This is a genomic window from Pseudomonas sp. NY15372, from assembly GCF_048068215.1.
In the GTDB taxonomy this organism is placed as follows: Bacteria; Pseudomonadota; Gammaproteobacteria; order Pseudomonadales; family Pseudomonadaceae; genus Aquipseudomonas; species Aquipseudomonas guariconensis_A.
Map to the genome: position 1 here is coordinate 22389 of NZ_JBLUPY010000024.1, position 22964 is coordinate 45352.

Annotated in this window: 21 protein-coding genes; 12 read left to right on the forward strand and 9 right to left on the reverse strand. The window is 64.6% G+C overall.

Annotated features, from left to right (window positions below; genetic code table 11):
* Positions 1-65: 65 nt before the first annotated feature.
* The 4 genes from ACNFG0_RS16230 to ACNFG0_RS16245 all read right to left on the reverse strand — a co-directional run bounded on the left by ACNFG0_RS16230 (position 66) and on the right by ACNFG0_RS16245 (position 4793).
* Positions 66-470, reverse strand: coding sequence for an META domain-containing protein (locus ACNFG0_RS16230; RefSeq protein ID WP_196146247.1), 405 nt, complete (start codon positions 468-470; stop codon positions 66-68).
* Entirely contained in the window at positions 467-904 is a 438-nt protein-coding gene (locus tag ACNFG0_RS16235) for a hypothetical protein (protein WP_416765610.1), read from the reverse strand. Before ACNFG0_RS16235 ends, ACNFG0_RS16230 begins: the two co-directional genes overlap by 4 nt.
* Positions 905-935: 31 nt before the next feature.
* Positions 936-1925: a 2-hydroxyacid dehydrogenase gene (locus ACNFG0_RS16240; protein ID WP_196156073.1), complete on the reverse strand. Its 990-nt coding sequence runs from the start codon at positions 1923-1925 to the stop codon at positions 936-938.
* 111 nt (positions 1926-2036) lie between these two features.
* Positions 2037-4793 carry a response regulator gene (locus tag ACNFG0_RS16245; RefSeq protein WP_416765612.1) on the reverse strand — a complete coding sequence of 919 codons (2757 nt, stop codon included), beginning with the start codon at positions 4791-4793 and terminating at the stop codon, positions 2037-2039.
* A gap of 239 nt (positions 4794-5032) precedes the next feature.
* On the opposite strand from ACNFG0_RS16245, the gene ACNFG0_RS16250 reads away from it, so the two are divergent.
* The 7 genes from ACNFG0_RS16250 (at position 5033) to ACNFG0_RS16280 (ending at position 13336) form a co-directional block, all read left to right on the forward strand.
* On the forward strand, positions 5033-5749 hold the full coding sequence (locus ACNFG0_RS16250) for a response regulator transcription factor (RefSeq protein ID WP_416765614.1): 717 nt from the start codon (positions 5033-5035) through the stop codon (positions 5747-5749).
* Between the two features lie 2 nt (positions 5750-5751).
* Entirely contained in the window at positions 5752-7128 is a 1377-nt protein-coding gene (locus ACNFG0_RS16255) for a histidine kinase sensor domain-containing protein (RefSeq protein WP_416765615.1), read from the forward strand.
* Positions 7129-7222: 94 nt separating this feature from the next.
* Positions 7223-8122: a cysteine synthase CysM gene (gene cysM, locus ACNFG0_RS16260; protein ID WP_416765632.1), complete on the forward strand. Its 900-nt coding sequence runs from the start codon at positions 7223-7225 to the stop codon at positions 8120-8122.
* Positions 8122-9480 carry a 23S rRNA (uracil(1939)-C(5))-methyltransferase RlmD gene (gene rlmD, locus ACNFG0_RS16265; RefSeq protein ID WP_416765617.1) on the forward strand — a complete coding sequence of 453 codons (1359 nt, stop codon included), beginning with the start codon at positions 8122-8124 and terminating at the stop codon, positions 9478-9480. The genes cysM and rlmD overlap by 1 nt, the downstream gene beginning before the upstream one ends.
* A gap of 97 nt (positions 9481-9577) precedes the next feature.
* Complete coding sequence (gene relA, locus ACNFG0_RS16270) at positions 9578-11818, forward strand: GTP diphosphokinase (protein ID WP_084858691.1); 2241 nt, start codon at positions 9578-9580, stop codon at positions 11816-11818.
* Positions 11819-11938: 120 nt separating this feature from the next.
* Positions 11939-12772 (forward strand): nucleoside triphosphate pyrophosphohydrolase, encoded by an 834-nt coding sequence (mazG, locus tag ACNFG0_RS16275; protein WP_196146254.1) that lies wholly within the window; start codon positions 11939-11941, stop codon positions 12770-12772.
* Positions 12773-12796: 24 nt separating this feature from the next.
* On the forward strand, positions 12797-13336 hold the full coding sequence (locus ACNFG0_RS16280; RefSeq protein WP_196146255.1) for a DUF2058 domain-containing protein: 540 nt from the start codon (positions 12797-12799) through the stop codon (positions 13334-13336).
* Between the two features lie 91 nt (positions 13337-13427).
* Here ACNFG0_RS16280 and ACNFG0_RS16285 read toward each other — a convergent pair whose 3' ends face one another.
* The 4 genes from ACNFG0_RS16285 to purM all read right to left on the reverse strand — a co-directional run bounded on the left by ACNFG0_RS16285 (position 13428) and on the right by purM (position 16326).
* On the reverse strand, positions 13428-13610 hold the full coding sequence (locus ACNFG0_RS16285) for a hypothetical protein (protein WP_196146256.1): 183 nt from the start codon (positions 13608-13610) through the stop codon (positions 13428-13430).
* A 285-nt stretch (positions 13611-13895) separates the two neighbouring features.
* Positions 13896-14606 (reverse strand): DUF3108 domain-containing protein, encoded by a 711-nt coding sequence (locus ACNFG0_RS16290; RefSeq protein WP_196146257.1) that lies wholly within the window; start codon positions 14604-14606, stop codon positions 13896-13898.
* A gap of 8 nt (positions 14607-14614) precedes the next feature.
* A complete protein-coding gene (gene purN / locus ACNFG0_RS16295; RefSeq protein WP_196146258.1) occupies positions 14615-15268 on the reverse strand; it encodes a phosphoribosylglycinamide formyltransferase in 654 nt (217 codons plus the stop codon).
* Positions 15268-16326 (reverse strand): phosphoribosylformylglycinamidine cyclo-ligase, encoded by a 1059-nt coding sequence (gene purM, locus ACNFG0_RS16300; protein WP_196146259.1) that lies wholly within the window; start codon positions 16324-16326, stop codon positions 15268-15270. The genes purN and purM overlap by 1 nt, the downstream gene beginning before the upstream one ends.
* Before the next feature lie 341 nt (positions 16327-16667).
* On the opposite strand from purM, the gene ACNFG0_RS16305 reads away from it, so the two are divergent.
* The 5 genes from ACNFG0_RS16305 to ACNFG0_RS16325 all read left to right on the forward strand — a co-directional run bounded on the left by ACNFG0_RS16305 (position 16668) and on the right by ACNFG0_RS16325 (position 21141).
* Positions 16668-17726 (forward strand): DUF2066 domain-containing protein, encoded by a 1059-nt coding sequence (locus ACNFG0_RS16305; RefSeq protein ID WP_416765620.1) that lies wholly within the window; start codon positions 16668-16670, stop codon positions 17724-17726.
* A 12-nt stretch (positions 17727-17738) separates the two neighbouring features.
* Positions 17739-18812 (forward strand): AI-2E family transporter, encoded by a 1074-nt coding sequence (locus tag ACNFG0_RS16310; protein ID WP_196146261.1) that lies wholly within the window; start codon positions 17739-17741, stop codon positions 18810-18812.
* A 182-nt stretch (positions 18813-18994) separates the two neighbouring features.
* Positions 18995-19699 carry a DnaA regulatory inactivator Hda gene (gene hda, locus ACNFG0_RS16315; protein ID WP_084858700.1) on the forward strand — a complete coding sequence of 235 codons (705 nt, stop codon included), beginning with the start codon at positions 18995-18997 and terminating at the stop codon, positions 19697-19699.
* A gap of 127 nt (positions 19700-19826) precedes the next feature.
* Positions 19827-20465: a C40 family peptidase gene (locus ACNFG0_RS16320; RefSeq protein ID WP_196146262.1), complete on the forward strand. Its 639-nt coding sequence runs from the start codon at positions 19827-19829 to the stop codon at positions 20463-20465.
* Between the two features lie 139 nt (positions 20466-20604).
* The gene (locus ACNFG0_RS16325) at positions 20605-21141 is read left to right on the forward strand and encodes a C40 family peptidase (RefSeq protein ID WP_196146263.1); all 537 of its coding nucleotides are present in this window, start codon (positions 20605-20607) and stop codon (positions 21139-21141) included.
* A 408-nt stretch (positions 21142-21549) separates the two neighbouring features.
* Here the strand turns inward: ACNFG0_RS16325 and ACNFG0_RS16330 are convergent, their stop codons facing one another.
* Entirely contained in the window at positions 21550-22857 is a 1308-nt protein-coding gene (locus ACNFG0_RS16330) for a PQQ-dependent sugar dehydrogenase (RefSeq protein WP_416765634.1), read from the reverse strand.
* Between the last annotated feature and the right edge of the window lie 107 nt (positions 22858-22964).

Sequence of the window (22964 nt, forward strand, 5' to 3'; positions counted from 1 at the left end):
CTGTCCCTGTGGGAGCCGGCTTGCCGGCGATGGGCTGTGTAGCAGTCCCAAGCGCCCCCCTTGTTTCAGCCTTCCTCAGGCCAGAACCGCAGCGGCTTGCCCTCGGCCGGCCAGAAGCGGATCTGCTCGATCGGCGAGACGTCCCAGCGTTGCACGGTCTCCAGTGCCTGCAGGAAGCGTTTTTCCTGGTCCATCAGCGCCGGTGCGCACAGTTTGCGGGTCTTGCCGACTTTGCCGAAGCTGATGCGATCGCCTTCCAGGGTATAGGGCGCGAACCAGTGGTTGCAGCCGGCATTGCCATAGGCGCGGCCATCCTCGCCCAGAATCAGGGTCAGGTGGCTATAGTCGATCAACGGGCGTTCGCCGATCCATTCCAGCACATAGCCGCGCTCCTGCTGCAAGGGCGAAGGCTCGGAAGCACAACCCACCAGTGCGCTGGCAGCCAGCACGGCGCTCAACAGGTGTTTCACTGCGCGCTCTCCTGGCAAGCGGGGCACAGGTGCCGTTCGCCCTGGCTGCTCCAGCCCAGTTCGGCGATACGGGCGCTGGCGGCCGGCTGGCGAGCCTTCTTGCCGAGCTTGGCGTCCACGGCGAACTCGAAGTCCAGCTCGGCCTGGCATGCGTCGCACTTGACCTGCCAGGTGAGGATCTCCAGTTCGTTGAACACCGGGCCGCTGGCCACGGCGACCCACTGGCCGCGAGGGTTGATCAGGTGGCGCACGCTTTCCACGGTCAGGCGCATGGACAAATCCTTGCTGCCCTTGAGCGTCACCAGCAGGACATCGTCCTTGTGCATCGAGCCACCGTTGCCGGTCACTTGGTAGCGGCCGGGCACCAGGGCGCGGCATTCGATCAGCGTGTGTTGCGGGTTGAATAGGGTGTAGCGGAAATCGTGTTCGACCATGGGTCCTCCAGAATTGCCGCGTATCCTAGCACTAACCCATGACCAGATTCTGCGCATCGCCTGCCGCCCAGCGGACGATATTGTCCAGGGTGGTGGCGGCGATGGCATCCAGGGCTTCGCGGGTGAGAAACGCCTGGTGCGCGGTGACGATCACGTTGGGGAAGGTCAGCAGCCGGGCCAGCACGTCATCTTGCAGCGGCAGGTCGGAGCGGTCCTCGAAGAACAGCTGAGCCTCCTCTTCGTAGACGTCCAGGCCCAGGTAGCCCAGCTGGCCGCTCTTGAGCGCGTCGATCAGGGCCGGGGTGTCGACCAGCGCGCCGCGCCCGGTGTTGATCAGCATGGCGCCGGGTTGCAGGTGTGCCAGGCTTTGCGCATTGATCAGGTGGCGAGTCTGCTCGGTCAGCGGGCAGTGCAGGCTGATGATCCGCGCTTGGCGCAGCAGTTCGGGCAGTGCCAGGTAACGCGCACCCAGGGCCAGCAGCGCCGGGTTGGGCGTCGGGTCGTAGGCGAGCAGTTGGCAGCCGAACCCTGCCATGATGCGGGCGAAGGCCTCGCCGATCTGGCCGGTGCCGATCACCCCCACGGTCTTGCCGTGCAGGTCGAAGCCCGTCAACCCGTGCAGGGTGAAGTCACCTTCGCGGGTGCGGTTGTAGGCCCGGTGCAGGCGGCGGTTGAGCGCCAGGATCAAGGCCACGGCATGTTCGGCCACGGCGTGGGGGGAATAGGCGGGCACCCGCACCACCGCCAGGCCCAGGCGCCGGGCGGTGGCCAGGTCGACATGGTTGTAGCCGGCCGAGCGCAGGGCGATCAGCCGAGTACCGCCCGCGGCCAGGCGTTCGAGCACTGGCGCGTCCAACTCGTCATTGATGAAGGCACAGACCACCGCGAAGTTGTCGGCCAGCGGGGCGGTATCCAAGGTCAGGCGGGCTGACTGGTAATGCAGCTCCAGGCCGTGGTTTCCAGCAGCCCGGTCGAAGCTTTCCTGGTCATAGTGCTGGCTGCTGAACAACAGGACGCGCATGGGGGCACCTCTAGGTTTCGTGTTGCGCCCAGTGTAGCCAGTTGGAGACCATGGGCGTTGATCCAGGGCGGCCTTTTGGATAAGGCCCTTGCCTGGGATCGGGCCCTGAGTTCAGGCGCTCAGTCGCGCCTGGGCCGCCAGCCGGGTAATGGCTCGTTCCAGCTCATCCAGGGCCTGCTGGGCCTGGGGGCTGTCCTGCTTGAGCAGGGTCTCGCTGCGCTGGCAGGCGGCACGCAGTTGAGGCACGCCACAGTAGCGCGAGGCGCCATTGAGCCGGTGCACCCGCTCGATCATCGCCATGCGGTCGCCGCGCTCGCGGGCGTTGCGGATCGAGTCGCGGTCGGTCTCCAGCGAAGCCAACAGCATGGCCAGCATGTCGGCGGCCAGGTCCGGCTTGCCCGCTGCCAGGCGCAGCCCTTCGTCAGGGTCGAGCACCTTCAGCTCGGTGCTGTCGGGCAGGCGCTCGTCACCGCGTTCCTGTTGCTGCGGGGCCAGGCTCAGCCCGGTCCACTTCATCACCACCTGGGCCAGTTGACGCTCGCTGATCGGCTTGGTCAGGTAGTCGTCCATGCCGCTGTGCAGCAGGGCGCGTTTCTCGTTGGCCATGGCGTGGGCGGTGAGGGCGACGATAGGCAGCGGGTTGCCGCTCTGGCTGGCTTCCCAGAGGCGAATTTGCTCGGTGCAGGCGCGGCCGTCCATGCCGGGCATCTGCACATCCATCAGCACCAGGTCGAAGGGCTCGCTCTGCACGGCCTGCACCGCCGCGAAGCCGTTGTCCAGCGCCAGCACGTCGGCGCCCAGGCCTTCGAGCAAGGTCTGCACCAGCAACAGGTTGGCCGGGTTGTCGTCCACGCAGAGGATCTTCGGCGCCCGCGGGTTGCCAGCGCCGCGCGGCTCGGCCAGCGGCCGGCGCGGCTGCACCAGTTCCAGCAGCAGGCGGCGCAGCTTGCGCGTGCAGGCCGGCTTGGACAGCAACTGGCCATGGCCGTTGGGCAGGTAGGGGTGGTACAGCGCGTGTTCGGTGGTCGGACACAGCACTACGCACAGGCAGTCGAGGCGTTCCAGTTGCTGGTGGTAGTGGCCAAGCTGCTCTGGCGAGAGGCTGCCCAGGTTGGCCCCGAGCACGGCGAAGTCGAACGGCTGGCCTGCCTGGGCGGCCGCCTGGACGCCTTGCAGCAGTTGGTCGAAGGAGGCGAACAGGCTGACGTTCAGGCCACAGTCCTCCAGTTGATGCTCCAGCGCCTGGCGTGCCAGCTCGTGACCATCGACGATAGCCGCGCGGCGGCCGAGCAGCGGCTGCAAGGGCTGCTCCCCGGCATCGTCATGGGCCCGGGGCAGGCTCAGGCTGATCCAGAACTGCGAGCCTTCGCCCGGCGTGCTGTCGACGCCGATCTCACCGCCCATCTGTTCGATCAGACGCTTGGAAATCACCAACCCAAGGCCGGTGCCGCCGGGTTGGCGCGACAACGAGTTGTCGGCCTGGCTGAAGGCCTGGAACAGGGTGCGCACGTCCTGGGGCGACAGGCCGATGCCGGTGTCCTGCACACTGATGCGAAGCTGCACGTTGTCTTCCTGCTCGTCCTCGAGCATGGCCCGCACCACGATGGTACCTTCGCGGGTGAACTTGATCGCGTTGCTCACCAGGTTGGTGAGGATCTGCTTGAGCCGCAGCGGGTCACCGACCAGCGACAGGGGCGTGTCGCGATAGACCAGGCTGAGCAGCTCCAGCTGCTTGGCATGGGCGGCCGGCGCGAGGATGGTCAGGGTGTCCTGGATCAGGTCGCGCAGGTTGAAGGGGATGCTGTCGAGCACCAGCTTGCCTGCCTCGATCTTGGAGAAGTCGAGGATCTCGTTGATGATCCCCAACAGGTTGTCGGCGGACTTTTCGATGGTGTTCAGGTAGTCGAGCTGGCGCGGCGTCAGCTCGCTGCGTTGCAGCAGGTGGGTAAAGCCGAGGATGCCATTGAGCGGCGTGCGGATCTCATGGCTCATATTGGCCAGGAATTCGGACTTGATACGGCTGGCCTCCAGGGCCTCCTTGCGCGCCATGTCCAGCTCGATGTTCTGGATCTCGATGGTTTCCAGGTTCTGGCGCACGTCCTCGGTGGCCTGGTCGATGCTGTGCTGCAGCTCTTCATGGGCATTGTGCAGGGTCTCGGCCATGCGGTTGATGCCGGCGGCGAGCTCGTCCAACTCGTGGCTGCCCATCGCCGGCAGGCGCTCTTCCAGGTTGCCGTCCTTCAGTTGGGTGACGGCGTGCTTGATGCGGTTGATCGGGTCGTTGATGGTGCGGCTCATGCGCAAGGCGAGCAGTACGGTAAGCGCCAGGCAGCCTAGGATCAGCAGCACGCTGGTGAACAGGCTGCGGTAGCCGCGCAGCAAGGTGCCGTCGTGGGACAGCTCGATTTCCACCCAGCCCAGCAGGCGCTCGGCCTCGGCGGGCACGGCCTCGGTGGCCAGGTCGCGGTGATGGCCGAACACCGGCATGAGGTAACGGGTGGCATCGTTGCCGGTGCGCTGCAGCAACTGGGTGCCGGTGCCACCGGTGGGGGCCAGGTTGAGCATGCTGGGGCCGGCATGGGCCAGGCGCGTGCGGTCTGGGGCGAGGAATGCCACGGCGCGCACGTCGGTTTGCTCCAAGGCCTGGGCGGCGATCCGTTCGAGCTGGGCTTGGGCCGGGTGGGCGAGGGCTGGCGCCGCCAGCGGGGCCAACTGTTCGGCGAGCATCTTGCCGCGCTGGAACAGCTGGGTGCGCAGCTCGTTCTGCTGCAGCCAGGTGAAATAACTCCCCAGCACCAGCGCCATCAGGCCGGCGGGCAGCAGGGCCAACAGCAGGACCCGGCTTCTGATTCCCAAGCGATCGAGCACATCTGTCTCCTGTCATGTGCTTGCATGCCGTCATCATAGGGACGGCCCCAGGCCGAACGTTACCCCGGTAGGCGGCCTGATGCACTTATTTGTATCTGTTTAATGCAGCCAGGGCCCTCATTCAATGCAAATGCAGCTCCGGCAAGGGTGGCCAAAAGCCGTCACCGGTCGAAACCCGGTTGCCTTGGTGCGCTAGCATGGCCAATAATTGCGCAACTGAGAATCAATGTCACAAGCCAATGAATCCCGTAGCTGTTAACCAGTCCTCCATTCTCGTCATCGAGGACGACCCTGTACTTGGCGCCTACCTGAACGAGGAGCTGCAGCGTGACGGCTTCCAGGTGACCTGGTGCCGCAACGGCCTTGAGGGCCTGAAGGCCGCCGGTCGCCAAGTGTTCGATGTGGTCCTGATGGACATCCTGCTGCCCGGCCTCAATGGCCTGGATGCACTGGCCCAATTGCGCAGGCACAGCGCCACCCCGGTGATCCTGATGTCGGCCCTGGGGGCCGAGGCCGACCGCATTACCGGTTTCCAGCGCGGTGCCGACGACTACTTGCCCAAACCCTTCAGCATGGCCGAACTGCGTGTGCGCATCGAGGCGATCCTGCGGCGCGTCGCCCTCGAGCGGCGTCACCAGGGTTCGCGCGAGGTGGCCAACGGGCAGCTGCGCTTCGATGACGGCGCCTGCGACGTCTGGCTCGATGGTCTGTGGGCCGGGCTGACGCCCAGTGAATACCGCCTGCTCGATACCCTCAACCGCAGCCAGGACGAAGTGTTGAGCAAACCGTTCCTTTACCAGCAGGTGCTGCAGCGAGGCTATTCGCGCCACGACCGCAGCCTGGACATGCACGTCAGCCAGATCCGCCGCAAGCTCAAGGTGATCGGCTACCACGAGCGGCAGATCCGCACGGTCTGGGGCAAGGGCTACATGCTCTGCGCCGGTGAGGCGGACTGACGGTGCTCGACCGCCACTCGTTGTTCTGGAGACTCTCCATTCTTCTAGTGGGCTTCTGCTTGCTGATGATCGGCCTGAGCTACACCTGGGGCCGGCACATGGAAACCCGCAATGCCTACCTCGACGCGTCGGCCCGCGAAGAACTGCTGGCCTGGGCCGGCGAAGCCGAGCGTGCCTGGCGCGAAGGCGGCCGCTCCGGCGTCGACCAGTGGCTGGCCCGGATGCGCGAACAGGGCGCGGGCTGGGTTGGCGTGCTCGATGCAGAGCTCAGGCCGTTGGGCAGCGCCAGCCTGTCCGTTGAAGAGGTCCAGCAACTGACGCACCTGCGCGGTGTCGACTGGCCCATGAGCCGCCGCAGCGTCACCCAGCCCTGGCTGCGCCTGCCGTTCCCCGGCGCGCCGGAGCAGGGCATGCTGGTGATAGAGCTGCCGGAGCGCCTCAACCCCGGCCGCTACCGACTGTTCTGGCAGGTGCTGACCAACGGCGTCATCCCGGGCCTGTTCACCTTGCTGCTGTGCGTGGGTCTGTACCGCATGCTGATCGTGCCGTTGAACCAGTTGCGCGAGCAGGCCAATGCCTGGCGCGCCGACCAACTCTCGGCGCGCCTGGACTCGCGCACCATCGGCCGCCACGACGAACTGGGCGAGCTGGCCCGGGCCTTCGACCAGATGGCCGAGCGCCTACAGGGCACCGTGGCCATGCAGCAGCAGATGCTGCGCGACCTGTCCCACGAAATGCGTACACCGCTCAGCCGCCTACGCGTGGCCTGTGACGGGGAAACTGACCGGCAGCGCCTGGCCGAGCGTGTAGGGCGTGAAGTGGACTGCATGCAGCAGTTGGTGGAGAACACCCTGCAACTGGCGTGGCAGGACGCCGAGCGCACGCCGATGAACCTCGAGCCGATCCAGCTCCAGGCCCTGTGGGACATGCTGGCCGAAGACGCCTGCTACGAAAGCGGCTGGTCACCGGCGCGGTTGCGCTGCGAACTGCCCGTCGACTGCTGGGTGCAAGGCAATCTCAACTATTTGGCCCAGGCTCTGGAGAACATGCTGCGCAACGCGATCCGCCACTCCCCCGAACAAGGGCTGGTACGCTTGGGAGGCCAGCGCGAGGGCGGGTATTGGCGCATCTTCCTGGAAGACCAGGGGGGTGGAGTGGCCGAAGCAGACCTGGAGCGCATCTTCGCCCCGTTCTCGCGCCTGGACGGCTCCCGCCCGGGCGATGGAGGTTTCGGCCTCGGACTGAGCATCGCCCGCAGCGCGATCCAGCGCCAGGGCGGGACGTTGTGGGCTGAGAACGGAAAGCAGGGCCTGCGCCTGTGCATGCGCTTGCCCGCCACGGCGCCGTCCCCCTACACGGGGCGGCGCGTCGTCTTATAGCTTGTAGCTATAGCGACTACAGATTGCGTGATATGGCGAGGAAACGTTTGCCGGTATGATAGTCGCCCCTGCCGTCCGGATTGTGAACTACGCCATGACCTTGCAGTACCCAACCATCGCCGATTGCGTCGGCAATACGCCCCTGGTTCGCCTGCAGCGCATCGCAGGTGCCACCAGCAACACCCTCCTGCTCAAGCTCGAAGGCAACAATCCGGCAGGCTCCGTGAAGGACCGCCCGGCGCTGTCGATGATCACCCGCGCCGAGCTGCGCGGCCAGATCAAGCCGGGCGACACCCTGATCGAGGCCACCTCCGGCAACACCGGCATCGCCCTGGCCATGGCGGCGGCGATCAAGGGCTACAAGATGATCCTGATCATGCCCGACAACGCCACCGCCGAGCGCAAGGCGGCGATGACCGCCTATGGCGCCGAACTGCTCCTGGTCAGCAAGGAGGAGGGCATGGAGGGCGCCCGCGACCTGGCCGACAAACTGCAGGCCGAAGGCCGTGGCCTGGTGCTCGACCAGTTCGCCAATGGCGACAACCCGATCGCCCATTACACCAGCACAGGCCCGGAGATCTGGCAGCAGACCCAGGGCAGCATCACCCACTTCATCAGCTCCATGGGCACCACTGGCACAATCATGGGCTGCTCGCAGTACCTCAAGGAGCAGAACCCGGCGGTGCAGATCGTCGGCCTGCAACCGATGGAAGGCTCGGCCATCCCCGGTATCCGTCGCTGGCCCGAGGAATACCTGCCGAAGATCTTCGATGCGACCCGTGTCGACCGCGTGGTCGACATGTCCCAGGAAGAAGCCGAGCAGACTACCCGCCGTCTGGCCCGTGAAGAGGGCATTTTCTGTGGTGTGTCCTCCGGTGGTGCGGTCGCGGCCATGCTGCGCCTGTCTCGCGAGGTCGAAAATGCGGTCATGGTGGCGATCATCTGCGACCGTGGCGACCGTTACCTGTCCACCGGCCTGTTCGACGCAACCTGATGTCCAGAAAGAAAAGCAACGGCGGCCTGCGTTTCCAACCGGCCGGCGGCAACCGCGCGCCCCAGGTGCCGGTAGGCAAGAAACAACGCCTGGACATCGAACGTCTGGCCGGTGACGGCCGGGGCATCGCCTTTCTGGAAGGGCGTACCTGGTTCGTCAGCGGTGCCCTGGCGGGCGAGGCTGTCGAAGCCCGGGTGCTCGGTGCACGCGGCAAAGTGGTCGAGGCGCGCCTGGAGCGGGTGCTGCAGGCCAGCTCCGAACGGCGCGAGGCACCTTGCCGGTATTACGCCCGCTGTGGGGGTTGCAACCTGCAACACCTGCCCCACGAGGGGCAGCTGGCGCTCAAGCAGCGTTTGCTGGCTGAGCAGCTGCAGCGCGTGGCAGGCGTGCAGCCCGAACACTGGGCCGAACCGCTGGTGGGGCCTGAATTCGGCTACCGGCGGCGGGCGCGGGTCGCGGTGCGTTGGGACCCCAAGGCACGCCAGCTGGAGGTAGGTTTTCGCGCCGAGGCCAGCCAGGATATCGTCGCCATAGACGAATGCCTGGTCCTGGTACAGCCCTTGCAAACGATCTTCCGCCGTTTGCCGGGTGTGCTGCGCAGTCTGGGAAAACCTCAGGCGCTGGGGCATGTCGAGCTGTTCAGCGGTACCGCCGAGGCGGTTCTGGTGCGGCATGTGGCGCCGTTGCCGGCAGATGACCTGGCGCGCCTGGAGGCCTTCTGCGAAGAAGTCGGTGCCCAGTTGTGGCTGCAGGGCGAAGGCGAGCCGGCGCCGGTACGGGCAGGCCAGGCGCTGGGCTTTGCCCTCGAACCCTGGGGGCTGGAACTTGCCTGGCGGCCGGGGGATTTCGTGCAGGTCAACGCTCAGGTCAACACGGCGATGATCGAGCAGGCCCTGGCATGGCTTGCGCCGCAGCCCGAGGAGCGGGTGCTGGACCTGTTCTGCGGCCTGGGCAACTTCGCTCTGCCGTTGGCCCGGCAGGCCCGTGAAGTGGTGGCGGTGGAAGGTGTCCAGGCCATGGTCGAGCGGGCGGCGGCCAACGCCCAGGCCAACAAAGTGCATAATGCACGCTTTTTTCAGGCCGATTTATCTCAGCCTTTGGACGGCGCCGGATGGGCCGCCGAGGGCTTTTCTGCGGTACTCTTGGATCCACCGCGCGACGGTGCCTTCGAGGTGGTGCAAAACATCGCACGCCTGAAGGCCAGGCGGTTGGTCTATGTGTCCTGCAACCCGGCCACGCTGGCGCGAGACGCCCAGGTGCTGGTAGGGCAGGGGTACCGGTTAACAAGGGCCGGGATTCTCGACATGTTTCCTCAGACGGCGCATGTCGAGGCCATGGCGTTATTCGAAGCGGGCTAGCCAGGCTGGCCCCTTGGTGCGGTGTCCAGGGACTGGGCGTCGTACGGTGATTGCCAGCGCATCCGTGGGGTGCGCTGTATGGAAAGGTAAAAGAAAGATGGTACAGGTGAGAGTGCACCAGCCGGTCAATACCGACGGTAGTATCAATCTCGAAGCATGGCTGGATCATGTGGTGAGCGTCGACTCGGCGCTGGACCGCAAGGCGCTCAAGGAGGCCTGCGATTTCGCCCAGGAGGTCGAGAAGAAGGGCAACCCGGCCAAGCATTCCTGGGCCGATGGCACGTCCAGCTTCCAGGCCGGCCTCGAGATCGCCGAAATCCTCGCGGACCTCAAGCTCGACCAGGACTCCCTCGTGGCGGCGGTGATCTACCGCTCGGTGCGCGAAGGCAAGGTGACCCTGGCCGAGGTCGGCCAGCGGTTCGGCCCGGTGGTCTCCAAGCTGATCGACGGTGTGCTGCGCATGGCGGCGATCAGCGCCAGCCTCAGCCCGCGCCAGTCGCTGGTGCTCGGCTCCCAGGCCCAGGTGGAGAATCTGCGCAAGATGCTGGTGGCCATGGTCGACGACGTTCGCGTCGCCCTGATCAAGCTGGCCGAACGTACCTGCGCCATCCGTGCGGTCAAGGCCGCCGATGACGAAAAACGCCTGCGCGTGGCACGCGAGGTGTTCGACATCTATGCACCGCTCGCCCACCGCCTGGGCATCGGTCACATCAAGTGGGAGCTGGAGGACTTATCCTTCCGCTACCTCGAACCCGATCAGTACAAGCAGATCGCCAAGCTTCTGCACGAGCGCCGCCTCGACCGCGAGCGCTTCATCACCGACGTGATGAACCAGCTGCAGAACGAGCTGCTGGCCACCGGCGTCAATGCCGACATCAGCGGCCGGGCGAAACATATCTATTCCATCTGGCGCAAGATGCAGCGCAAGGGCCTGGAGTTCAGCCAGATCTATGACGTGCGTGCGGTACGGGTATTGGTCCCGGAGATCCGCGACTGCTACACCGCGCTCGGTATCGTCCATACCCTCTGGCGGCACATCCCCAAGGAGTTCGACGACTACATCGCCAACCCCAAGGAGAACGGCTACCGCTCGTTGCACACCGCAGTGATCGGCCCGGAGGGCAAGGTGCTGGAGGTGCAGATCCGCACCCACGCCATGCACGAGGAGGCCGAGCTGGGCGTCTGTGCCCACTGGCGCTACAAGGGCACCGACGTCAAGTCCAGCTCCAACCACTACGAAGAGAAGATTTCCTGGCTGCGCCAGGTGCTCGAGTGGCACGAAGAGCTGGGCGACATCGGCGGGCTGGCCGAGCAGTTGCGGGTCGATATCGAGCCGGACCGGGTCTATGTGTTCACCCCCGACGGCCATGCCATCGACCTGCCCAAGGGCGCCACGCCGCTGGACTTTGCCTACCGCGTGCACACCGAGATCGGTCACAACTGCCGTGGCGCCAAGATCAACGGGCGCATCGTGCCGCTGAACTACAGCCTGCAGACCGGCGAGCAGGTGGAGATCATCACCAGTAAGCACGGCAGCCCGAGCCGCGACTGGCTGAACTCCAACCTGGGCTATGTCACCACGTCTCGGGCGCGGGCCAAGATCGTCCATTGGTTCAAACTGCAGGCCCGCGACCAGAACGTCGCCGCCGGCAAGACCTTGCTCGAGCGCGAGCTGAGCCGCCTGGGCCTGCCCCAGGTCGACTTCGAGCGCCTGGCCGAGAAGGCCAACGTCAAGACCGCCGAGGACATGTTCGCCGCCCTGGGCGCTGGCGACCTGCGCCTGGCCCACATGGTCAACGCCGCCCAGCAGCTGCTCGAGCCCGAGCGCAACGAGCAGATCGAGCTGATCCCGCGCAAGGCCAGCGGCACCCGTTCCGGCAAGCGTGGCGACATCCAGATCCAGGGCGTCGGCAACCTGCTCACGCAGATGGCCGGCTGCTGCCAGCCGCTGCCGGGCGATGCCATCGTCGGCTACATCACCCAGGGCCGAGGCGTGAGTATCCACCGCCAGGACTGTGCCTCGGTGCTGCAGCTGGCCGGCAAGGAGCCGGAGCGGATGATCCAGGTCAGCTGGGGGCCGATCCCGGTGCAGACCTACCCGGTCGACATCATCATCCGTGCCTACGACCGCCCGGGGTTGCTGCGCGACGTGTCTCAGGTACTGCTCAACGAGAAGATCAACGTACTGGCGGTCAACACCCGCTCGAACAAGGAAGACAACACCGCCTTGATGTCGCTGACCATCGAAATCCCCGGGCTGGATGCCCTCGGGCGCCTGCTGGGGCGGATCTCGCAGTTGCCGAACATCATCGAGACGCGGCGTAATCGCACCCCTTGAACACCGGGGTCGCTGTGCGGCCCATCGCCGGCAAGCCGGCTCCCACACAATAGCCTGATACCCGGTGGGAGCCGGCTGCCGGCGATCGAGGGCGAAGCCCTCGCCCAGGAACCGACTGACATGACCTACACCCTCGACGACCTGCTGCACCTCATGGCCCGCCTGCGCGACCCGCAACACGGCTGCCCGTGGGACCTGAAGCAGAACTACGCGAGCATCGTCCCGCACACCCTCGAGGAGGCCTACGAGGTCGCCGATACCATCGAACGCGGCGACTTCGAACACTTGCAGGGCGAGTTGGGCGACCTGCTGTTCCAGGTGGTCTACTACAGCCAGCTGGCCCGAGAAGAAGGGCGCTTCGCCTTCGATGGCGTGGTCGACAGCATCACCCGCAAGCTGGTCCGCCGGCACCCGCATGTCTTCCCCACCGGTGACCTGTACGCACCCTTGGATACCCCCCGCCTGAGCGAGGCCCAGGTCAAGTCACGCTGGGAAGAGATCAAGGCCCAGGAGCGCGCCGAGAAGAGCGAGCCCGAGCAGTTGTCGCTGCTCGACGACGTGCCGGCGGCATTGCCAGCCCTGTCGCGCGCGGCCAAGCTGCAAAAGCGCGCGGCCACCGTCGGTTTCGACTGGCCTGACGCCTTGCCGGTGTTGGACAAAGTCCGGGAAGAGCTCGATGAAGTGCTGCAGGCCATGGCCGACGGCGATGGTGATGCCCTGGAGGACGAAATCGGTGACCTGCTGTTCGCCACCGTCAACCTCGCTCGACACCTCAAGCATGACCCGGAAAACGCCCTGCGCCGGGCCAACCGCAAGTTCGAACGACGTTTCCGCTTCATCGAACAGGCATTGCGTGACAGTGGCCGCCCGATCGAAGATTGTACCCTTGATGAACTGGACGCCCTGTGGGGCGAAGCCAAGCGTCAGGAAAAGAACCTGCCCAGCTGCGGCTGAGCTGTTGCATAAGTGAGTGAATACATGAGCCTTTCCCTTCGCGACCAATTGCTCAAGGCCGGTCTGGTCAACCAGAAACAGGTCAAGCAGGTCAACAAAGCCGAGAAGAAACAGAAACGCCTGGAGCACAAGGGCCAGGTCGAGGTCGACGACACCCAGCAGCGTCAGGCCAAGGAAGCCATGGCCGAGAAGGCCAAAAAAGACCAGGAGCTGAACCGCCAGCTGCAGGAAAAGGCCGAGCAGAAGGCCCGTGCCGCGCAAATCAAGCAATTGATCGAAGCGACCCGCTTGCCCAAGCTCAACACCGAGGACTACTACAACTTCGTCGACGACAAGAAGGTCAAGCGCATTGCCGTCAACGCCCTGATGCGCAGCAAGCTCAGCAACGGCGCCTTGGCGATCGTCTCCTTCGGCGGCGGCTACGAGGTGATCCCGCGTGAAGCCGCGGTGAAGATCCAGGAGCGCGACCCGCATCGCATCCTGCTGCTCAATACCCATGTCGAGGAAGCGGACGAGGACGATCCGTACGCCGCTTACAAGATTCCTGACGACCTCATGTGGTAATTGGCTCGCTCCTACAGGACTCGCACGATCCCTGTAGGAGCGGCCTTGTGCCGCGATAGGGCCGCGAAGCGGCCCCACTGTGTACTGGGGTTCACTGCGTACTACGCTGGTTTTCCAGGCACTCCAGCTCGCTGCGATACTGCTGGGCCTCCTGCTCGGAGTGGAACATGCCCACCAGTTCGCCTTGCTGGTGCACGTCCCAGATCCGCAGGCCGTGGGCCTGGCTTTCGTGGGACATTTTCGATTCGTCGCGTTCGGTTACTTGGACTGTCATCGTTAAACTCCACTTTCGATTGGCTGCGGCAACGTGTCGCAGGTCTCTTTTATAGAGTTTGTTAGCAGGCTAAGTAAATTAAAACGACGATGAAACAAGTTTCATCCAGGCCTGGCCCAATCGCGGGACAAGCCCGCTCCCAAGGTTTGCCGCAGTCCTAGGAAGCGGCGGTAGCCTGTGGGAGCGGGCTTGCCCCGCGATTGGGGCGGCCCAGGCCGCGAACAGATTCCAGGCAAAAAGAAGCCCCGCATCAAGCGGGGCTTCGGGCATTGCAGGCAGCGGTGATCAGTTACCCTTCACCGACTTGCCATCGACCGTACCGTCCTGCAGCACGATCACATACTCCTTGCCATCGGTCTCGACCTGGCGCAGCTGTACCAGCAGGTAGTCCCAGTCCTTGGCGAACCACAGCTCGGTGATGCGCTTGCTCTGGCTCGGGTCGCGCACGCGCTCGACCTTCACGGCATCGACCTGGCCGGTCTTGGTGGTGACCTTCTCGGTGCCGAGCACGCGGAAGTCGTAGGTGTCGATCTCGTCGCCATCGACCACCTGGTAGGTCATGCTCTTCTTGCCTGCGGCCACGTCATGCTGCAGGGCCAGTTGGTAAGAAGATTTGTCCAGCACACCACGGTTGAGTGGCAGGCTGACGGCATCGCCACGGTCGGAACCGGTGATCTTCTTGCTGTCCCAGTCGAAGGTCAGGTCGACCTTCTTCGCTTTGCCCAAGCCGCCACGTTCGAAGTGGTACTTCTGTGGCAGCAGGGTGTCGTTGTCCAGGCGCAGAGTGCTTTGCTCGGTCAGGCTGGCGATCATCATGGAAGCCTTGAAATTAAGGTTCCAGGTACCGTTGGCGTTCTTTTCCAGGCTGCGCTCGGCAGTGCCACTCATGGGCAGCTGCTTCCAGTCGGCGGTATAGCTGGCCGAGAAAGGCTTCAGATCAGCTGCCTGGAGCGGCAGGGCGAGCACGGCGAGAGCCAAGAGCAGGGCACGACGCATAAATTCTCCTAGGGTCGAATCAAGTGACCGCTGGCCGCCAAGGGCTGGCCATCCAGTAATGCACCCTGTTCGCCCAGGCACAAGCGTCCTTCGGCGAACCAGCGCACCGCCAGCGGGTAGATCTGGTGTTCCTGGCGATGAACACGCTGGGCCAGGCTGTCGGGTGTATCGCCTGGCTCAACCGGTACCACTGCCTGTACGACCAAGGGGCCGCCATCGAGTTCCTCGGTGACGAAGTGTACGCTGCAACCATGTTCCGCGTCGCCCGCTTCCAGCGCCCGCTGATGGGTGTGCAGCCCTTTGTACTTGGGCAACAGTGACGGGTGGATGTTGAGCAGGCGGCCCTGGTAGTGGCGGACGAACCCGCCACTGAGGATACGCATGAAACCGGCGAGCACCACCAGGTCCGGCTCGAAGCCGTCGATCAGCGCCATCAGCGCTGTATCGAAGGCTTCGCGGCCCTCGAAGCCACCGTGGGCCAGCACGGCGGTTTCGATACCGGCCGCCTGGGCCCGCTGCAGGCCGTAGGCGTCGGCGCGATTGGAAATCACGCCGCGAATGCGCACAGGGCTATCGTCGCCACGGTTGGCGTCGATCAGCGCTTGCAGGTTGCTGCCGGAGCCCGACAGCAGTACCACGACATTACAGGTCTTGCTTGGCATCAGTGCGCCTTGAGGTTCTGCAGCTCGACCTGGGCGGCACCGGCGGGTGCCTCGGCGATGCGGCCGATGACCCATGGCTGCTCGCCAGCGTCACGCAGCACCTGCAGGGCGCTGTCGACCTTGTCTTGCGCGACGCAGATGACCATGCCGACGCCGCAGTTCAGGACGCGATGCATCTCGTGCTCGTCGACGTTGCCTTTCTCCTGCAGGAAGTCGAACACCGCCGGGCGCTGCCAGCTAGCCACGTCGATCACGGCCTGGGCATTGTCGGGCAGCACGCGCGGGATGTTGTCCAGCAGGCCGCCGCCGGTGATGTGGGCCATGGCCTTGACCGCACCGGTGTCCTTGATCAGCTTGAGCAGCGGCTTGACGTAGATGCGGGTCGGCGCCATCAGCAGGTCGGCCAGCGGCTTGCCGTCGAGCTGGGTGTTCTCGATGTCGGTACCGGACACTTCGAGAATCTTGCGGATCAGCGAGTAGCCGTTGGAGTGCGGGCCGGAGGAGGGCAGGGCGATCAGGGCATCACCGGTGGCGACCTTGGAGCCGTCGATGATCTCGGCCTTTTCCACCACGCCGACGCAGAAGCCGGCCAGGTCGTAGTCCTCGCCCTCGTACATGCCTGGCATTTCGGCGGTTTCACCACCGACCAGGGAGCAGCCTGCCAGCTCACAGCCGGCGCCGATGCCGGTGACCACGGTGGCGGCCACGTCGACGTTGAGCTTGCCGGTGGCGTAGTAGTCGAGGAAGAACAGCGGCTCGGCACCGCAGACCACCAGGTCGTTGACGCACATGGCCACCAGGTCCTGGCCGATGCTGTCGTGCTTGTTCAGGTTCAGCGCCAGGCGCAGCTTGGTGCCCACGCCGTCGGTGCCGGAGACCAGAACCGGCTGCTTGTAGCCGGCCGGGATCTCGCAGAGGGCGCCGAAGCCGCCCAGGCCACCCATGACTTCAGGGCGTGCGGTGCGCTTGGCCACGCCCTTGATGCGTTCGACCAGTGCTTCGCCGGCGTCGATGTCTACACCGGCGTCCTTGTAGCTCAGGGAGGGTTGCTTGCTCATTGATCCAGGCCTTTAGGAGGGAGGGATTCGGGAAAACGACCGCGACGGCCAAGGCCGGCTCGAAGGGCGGCGGCTGCCTGTACGTCACTGGTCTGCGAAGGCGCGCGATTTTATCAGGGTTGCCGGGCAGCGGCCATCCTCAGGCCGACGGGCAGGGCGTGAATCTGGCAAAAAACATCCTTTCACAGGCTGTGACTGGTTGCCGGGCCGGTGCCTGTATAAGGTAATAGGAAAGGCGGCGGGCCGAATCGGCTGGCGCGGCGGAGCGTTTTCGCCGTGCCGGGGTCAAACCGGCACATTGGGTATCCGACGCCCCTTGGACATCTGGACAGGAATCCTTCATGCGTTTTCTCAATCACCTGGCGGTCGCTTGCCTGGTCGTGGGCAGTGCCGTTGCACAGGCCGAAACCGTCTCCGGGCTCTACCAGGTCCGTGAGCCTATCGACGGGCAGGGTAGCGAAGCACGCGCCCAGGCCACCAGCAAGGCTCTGGACACCCTGGTACTGCGCCTGACCGGCGACCCCAAGGCAGCCCAGAGCCCGGGCCTTGCAGCATTGCGCAAGGACCCGCAGCAAATCATCAACCAGGTAGGCACTGAGGCAGGTCCGCCCGAGGCCTTGGTGGTGGAATTCGACCCTGGCAGTACCGAACGCGCCCTGCGCCAGGCCGGCCTTGCCCTGTGGGGCAGCAACCGGCCGTCGGTCCTCGGCTGGTGGCTGAACGACAGCGTCGAAGGCAGCAACCTGGTAGGCGACGGGCAGTCCGCCGCCGGGCCGTTGCGACGTGCCGCCCAGCACCGAGGCCTGCCGCTGCGTTTGCCGCTGGGCGACCTGCAAGAACAATTGGTGGCCAATGCCCAGCAATTGGAGGGCAACGACCCGGCCCCCTTGCGTGAGGCGTCCGAGCGTTATAACGCCGATGCCATGCTGGCGGTGCATGCCCAGGAAACGGACGGCAAGTGGCAGGGTAAGTGGCAACTGTGGCTGGGTGACCAGCGCGAGCAAGGCAACGTCGAGGCAGCCGACCAGGCTGCCCTGGCCGATGCGGTGATGCTGGCGGTCAGCAGCCGCCTGGCACCGCGCTACGTCACCCGCCCGGGTGCCAGCAGCCAGTTGCAGCTCCAGGTGCAGGGCATGAACCTGCCGCGCTATGCCGAGCTCAGCCGCGTGCTCGAGCCCTACGGCCCACGCCTGCGCCAGGCTGAAGGCGATACCTTGACCTACAGCGTCACTGGCAACCGCGAGCAACTGCGCGCCCAGCTGGGCCTGGCCAAGCTCCAGGAGCTGCCGCCTGAGCAGGCGCCTGCGCCGCAGCCCGATGCTACCGCGGCGTCGCAGCCACCGGGCACGCCCCAGCCGGCGGCGCCCAAGCCGTTCGACGGCCTGCGCTTTCGCTGGTAAGGAGTGCCACGCATGATCGATATGCGCCGTTGGGCGTGGCTGGGTGTGGCGTTGCTGGTCGCCGTGCTGCTCTATTGCCTGCATAACATCCTGTCGCCGTTCCTGGTCGGCATCCTGCTTGCCTACCTCGCCGACCCCCTCGTCGATCGCCTGGAGCGCCTGGGCCTGTCGCGGACCTGGGGCGTGGTGGTGGTGTTCAGCCTGTTCGCCTTGCTGTTCCTGGCCCTGCTGCTGGTGTTGGTACCGATGCTGGCCAAACAGCTGGTGCGCTTGTACGAACTGGCCCCGCAGATGCTCGATTGGCTGCAGCATGTGGCGCTGCCCTGGGTGCAGGGCCGGTTGGGCCTGGCCGATGGCTTCTGGAAGTTCGACAAGATCAAGGCCGCCATCGGCGCGCACATGGGCCAAACCACTGACATCGTCGGTGTGGTGGTGTCCCAGGCCACGGCCTCGGGGCTGGCCTTGCTCGCCTGGCTGGCCAACCTGGTGCTGATTCCGGTGGTAGGTTTCTATTTGCTGCGCGATTGGGATCTGATGATGGCCAAGCTGCGCAGCCTCTTGCCACGCAATCGCGAAACCCAGGTCATGGGCCTGGCGGGGGAGTGCCATGAGGTGCTGGGCGCCTTCGTTCGCGGCCAGTTGCTGGTGATGCTGGCGCTCGGCTTGATCTATGCAGGTGGGCTGATGCTGGTGGGCCTGGAGCTGGGGCTGCTGATCGGCCTGTTGGCCGGGCTTGCGGCCATCGTGCCGTATATGGGGTTCATCATCGGCATCGGCGCGGCATTGATCGCGGGCCTGTTCCAGTTCGGCGGCGATCCTTATGCCATGCTCGGCATCGTCGCGGTGTTCATGGTCGGCCAGGCGCTCGAAGGTATGGTGCTGACGCCATTGCTGGTGGGCGACCGCATTGGCCTGCACCCGGTGGCGGTGATCTTCGCGATCCTGGCCGGTGGCGAGCTGTTCGGCTTCACGGGTGTGCTGCTGGCCTTGCCGGTGGCTGCGGTGATCATGGTATTGCTGCGGCATGTGCATGACCTCTACAAGGAATCGGACATGTATGCCGGGGATATCGACCCGAAGCTTTAGAAGAGTAGGGGCCGCGTCGCGGCCCTTGCCATGCAACCGTGCCGGCAAGGCCAGAACATCATGCAACCCATTGATTTTACTTGCCCTATTACCCTCACAGATTGTGCCGCCCGCGTTGCGGGTATAGACTTTGCACACTGTTCACCAAAGGCCCCCTGTGGTCCTCGCGACCGCCCGCCAGCATGAAACCGATCCAGTTGCCCCTGGGTGTGCGTCTGCGCGATGACGCCACCTTCATCAACTACTATCCGGGCGCCAATGCCGCGGCATTGGGTTACGTCGAGCGGCTTTGCGAAGCCGACGCCGGCTGGACCGAGAGCCTCATCTACCTATGGGGCAAGCAGGGTGTTGGCCGCACGCACCTGCTCCAGGCCGCTACCCACCGTTTCCAGCAACTGGGCGAACCAGCCGTCTACCTGCCCCTGGCCCAATTGCTCGACCGTGGCGTGACGTTGCTCGATTACCTGGAGCAATACGAACTGGTGTGCATCGACGATCTGCACGTGATCGCCGGCAAGGCCGATTGGGAAGAGGCCATGTTCCACTTGTTCAACCGCCTGCGCGACAGTGGCCGGCGGCTGTTGCTGGCGGCGTCCAGCTCACCGCGCGAGTTGCCGATCAAATTGCCCGACCTCAAGTCGCGCCTGACCCTGGCGTTGATCTTCCAGATGCGCGGCCTGTCCGATGAAGACAAGCTGCGCGCCCTGCAACTGCGCGCTTCACGTCGCGGGCTGCACCTGACCGATGAGGTCGGCCATTTCATCCTCACCCGTGGCGCTCGCAGCATGAGTGCGCTGTTCGACCTGCTCGAGCGTCTCGACCAGGCTTCCCTTCAAGCGCAGCGCAAGCTGACCATCCCGTTCCTCAAGGAAACCCTGGGTTGGTAACCCCCTGAAAACAGCGCCCCAGAGCCTGAAAACAGAAAAGTCACATTTTTTTCGATAAAATTTGCAAATGGCCATGATAGAGGGCATAGTTTCCCCCTTCTAAAGGATTACAGACACGGTCGTGCCCATGCTGACGCGCTTCGCACCCCTCGTGCCACTTGCACTCGTGACCCTGCTTTTTGGCTGCGCCTCCCAAGGCCCTGTTTCCCAGCCACAGGATCAACAATCGCTCGCGGCGCATACCGCCGAGCTGATCAAGCCATCTGCCTCTTCCGTTTTCGGTGAAGCGCCGCTGGCCACTGAAGAAGACCTGGAAGCCTTTTCCAGCAACAGCAAGCCCTATGAGCTGCCGGCCCTGGCCGACAGTATCCTGGAGCGTGGCATGTCGCTGATCGGCACCCGTTACCGTTACGGCGGTACCTCGGAGAAGTCCGGTTTCGATTGCAGTGGTTTCATCGGCTACCTGTTCCGTGAGGAAGCGGGAATGAAACTGCCGCGTTCGACCCGCGAGATGATCAACGTCGACGCACCAAAGGTTGCCCGCAATAAACTCAAGCCAGGCGACCTGCTGTTCTTCAGCACCAATGGCCGTGGCCGTGTGAGCCATGCCGGCATCTATCTGGGTGACAACCAGTTCATCCACTCCAGCAGCCGCCGCAGCGGTGGCGTGCGCATCGACAGTCTGGGCGATCGCTACTGGAGCAAGACGTTCATCGAGGCCAAACGCGCCCTGGCCATGGCACCGACCACGATCTCGCGCAACTGATATCAAAATGCTGTACCCTCCGCGGCGGCGATGCTGAAAAGCTCGCCGCCGTGCGCATTTATAGAAAGCGTCTAATCTAATTCCTCAACTCTTTTGGCTTCGGCTGCGGCCGGACGGTTCCAGACAGGATGTTCTGACCATGGCGATGTTGGCGCGCTTCGCATTCCTTTCCCTGGCGGCACTGCTCGCGGCCTGCTCCAGCCGAGCTCCGGCGCCTGCACCGGTGGCCAAGCCGGTGGTGACCTTCAACCAGCAACCTGCTTTTTCCCCAGTGGCGGAGGATGTGTTGTTCCGCGCCATCGGCTTGGTGGGCACGCCTTACCGCTGGGGTGGCAACACGCCGGACTCGGGGTTCGATTGCAGCGGGTTGATCGGCTATGTGTACCGGGACGCGGCGGGAATCAAGCTGCCGCGTTCGACGCGGGAGATGATCGTGATGCGCGCGCCTAACGTGGATATCAATGCGTTGCAGTCGGGTGACCTAGTGTTCTTTGCCACAGGCGGTGGGTCGCAGGTCAGCCATGCGGGGATCTACGTGGGGGAGGGGCGGTTCGTGCATGCGCCGTCCAGCGGCGGGACGGTGCGGTTGGATTATCTGTCCAACAGCTACTGGGCGCGGGCTTACCTGCAGGCCAAGCGGGTGTTGTCGGCAGGGCACCTGGCGCAAAATCCCTGAGGTTTGGTTCTGGGGCCAGCAACTGTTGAAATTGGCGCAAGTATCGGATGGCGCCTGGGCTGGTGAGTGAGATTGGCGGTGAACTCACGGGCCAATCGCGGGACAAGCCCGCTCCTACAGGGGGACCGCGCAATTCTTGCGCCCGCGCCGTCCTTGTGGGAGCGGGCTTGTCCCGCGATTAGGCCAGAACAGCCAACCAATTCAGTCTATTTTTCGCCGCGCCCCACCGGGAGCAATGCCGGAGCGAGGGAACCCCGGCGCGCAGCGTCGGGGCCGGATGCAGGAGCCAGCGGTTTTTGCCTACTTTTGCCCGCGTGCAAAAGTAGGTCGCCGTAAAGGCGAAAAGCGTTAGTGGCGCCACCACCAAAAAACGAACCCCGCACGATCCAAAAAACCAAACCCAAACCCTCAAGACCCCCGACTAACCCGCCAAACCACATCCCCCACATCATCCGCCACCAAAACCCCACCCCGCCCATCATTGACCACCCCCACTGGCCTCCCCATCGCCTTCCCCTCACCATCCACAAACCCCGTCAACACATCCACCGGCTTCCCGGCAGGCCTCCCCTCATCATTGAACGGCACGAAAATCACCTTGTACCCACTGTGCGGCTTGCGATTCCAAGACCCATGCTGCCCCACGAATGCCCCCTGCTCGAACGGCGCCGGCAGCCCCCCCGGCTGGGCGAACTCAAGCCCAAGCGACGCCGTATGCGGCCCCACCGCATAATCCGGCACGATGGCCTGTGCGACCTTCGCCGGGTCCTGCGGCTCGACCCGCAAGTCCACATGCTGCCCGTAGTAGCTGTACGGCCAGCCATAGAACCCTCCATCCTTGACCGATGTGATGTAGTCCGGCACCAGGTCGCTACCGATCTCGTCACGCTCGTTGACGGCCGTCCACAACACGCCCGTGCGCGGTTCCCAGGCCAACCCGTTGGGGTTGCGCAGGCCCGACGCGAAGATCCGATGTTCGCCATTGGCCGGGTCGACCTCCCAGATCGCCGCCCGGCCCTGCTCCTTGTCCAGCCCGTTCTCGCCCACGTTGCTGTTGGAACCGACCGTGACATACAACTTCTTGCCGTTACGGCTGGCGATCACGTTCTTGGTCCAATGGTGATTCAGCGGACCCCCAGGCAGGTCTATCACCTTGCGGCCTTCCTGGCGTAGCTGCATGGCGCCCGGCTCATAATGAAAACGCAGCAACCGATCGGTATTGGCGACATACAGGTCCTTGCCCACCAACGCCATGCCGAACGGCGAATTGAGCCCTTCGATGAACGTCGTCCGAATCTCTGCCACACCATCGTGATCGGCGTCGCGCAGCAGGGTGATGCGATTGGCACTGGGCACGCCAGCGCCGGCGCGCTCCATGACCTTGCGCATCACCCAGCCGCGAATCCCCTTGCCATCCTCAGGCTTGGGTGGGGCATTGGTCTCGGCTACCAGCACATCGCCATTGGGCAGTACATACAGCCAGCGCGGGTGGTCCAGCTGCCTGGCAAAGGCAACGACTTGCGTACCGGTCGCCGACTTTGGCGTGGCACCTTCCGGCCAGCCGGTCGCGGGCGCGATATTGATGGTGGGGAGCAGCGTCTTGCGCGGCTCCGGCAGTTGCGGCGAAGGGCCGCTGCCATCGCTCACATCCAGGCGAGCGGACTCGCCGCAGGCGCCGAGGCTCAAGACCAGGGCCAGCAGTATCGAAGTTCGCATCCTGTCCATGCTCAGAATCCTCAGCGGAGCTTGTGAAAATTGAGAGTCGGATGCGTTGGAGTAGGTTCATTCGCTGCGTGCAGATCTATCTACCACCGGCCGAATGG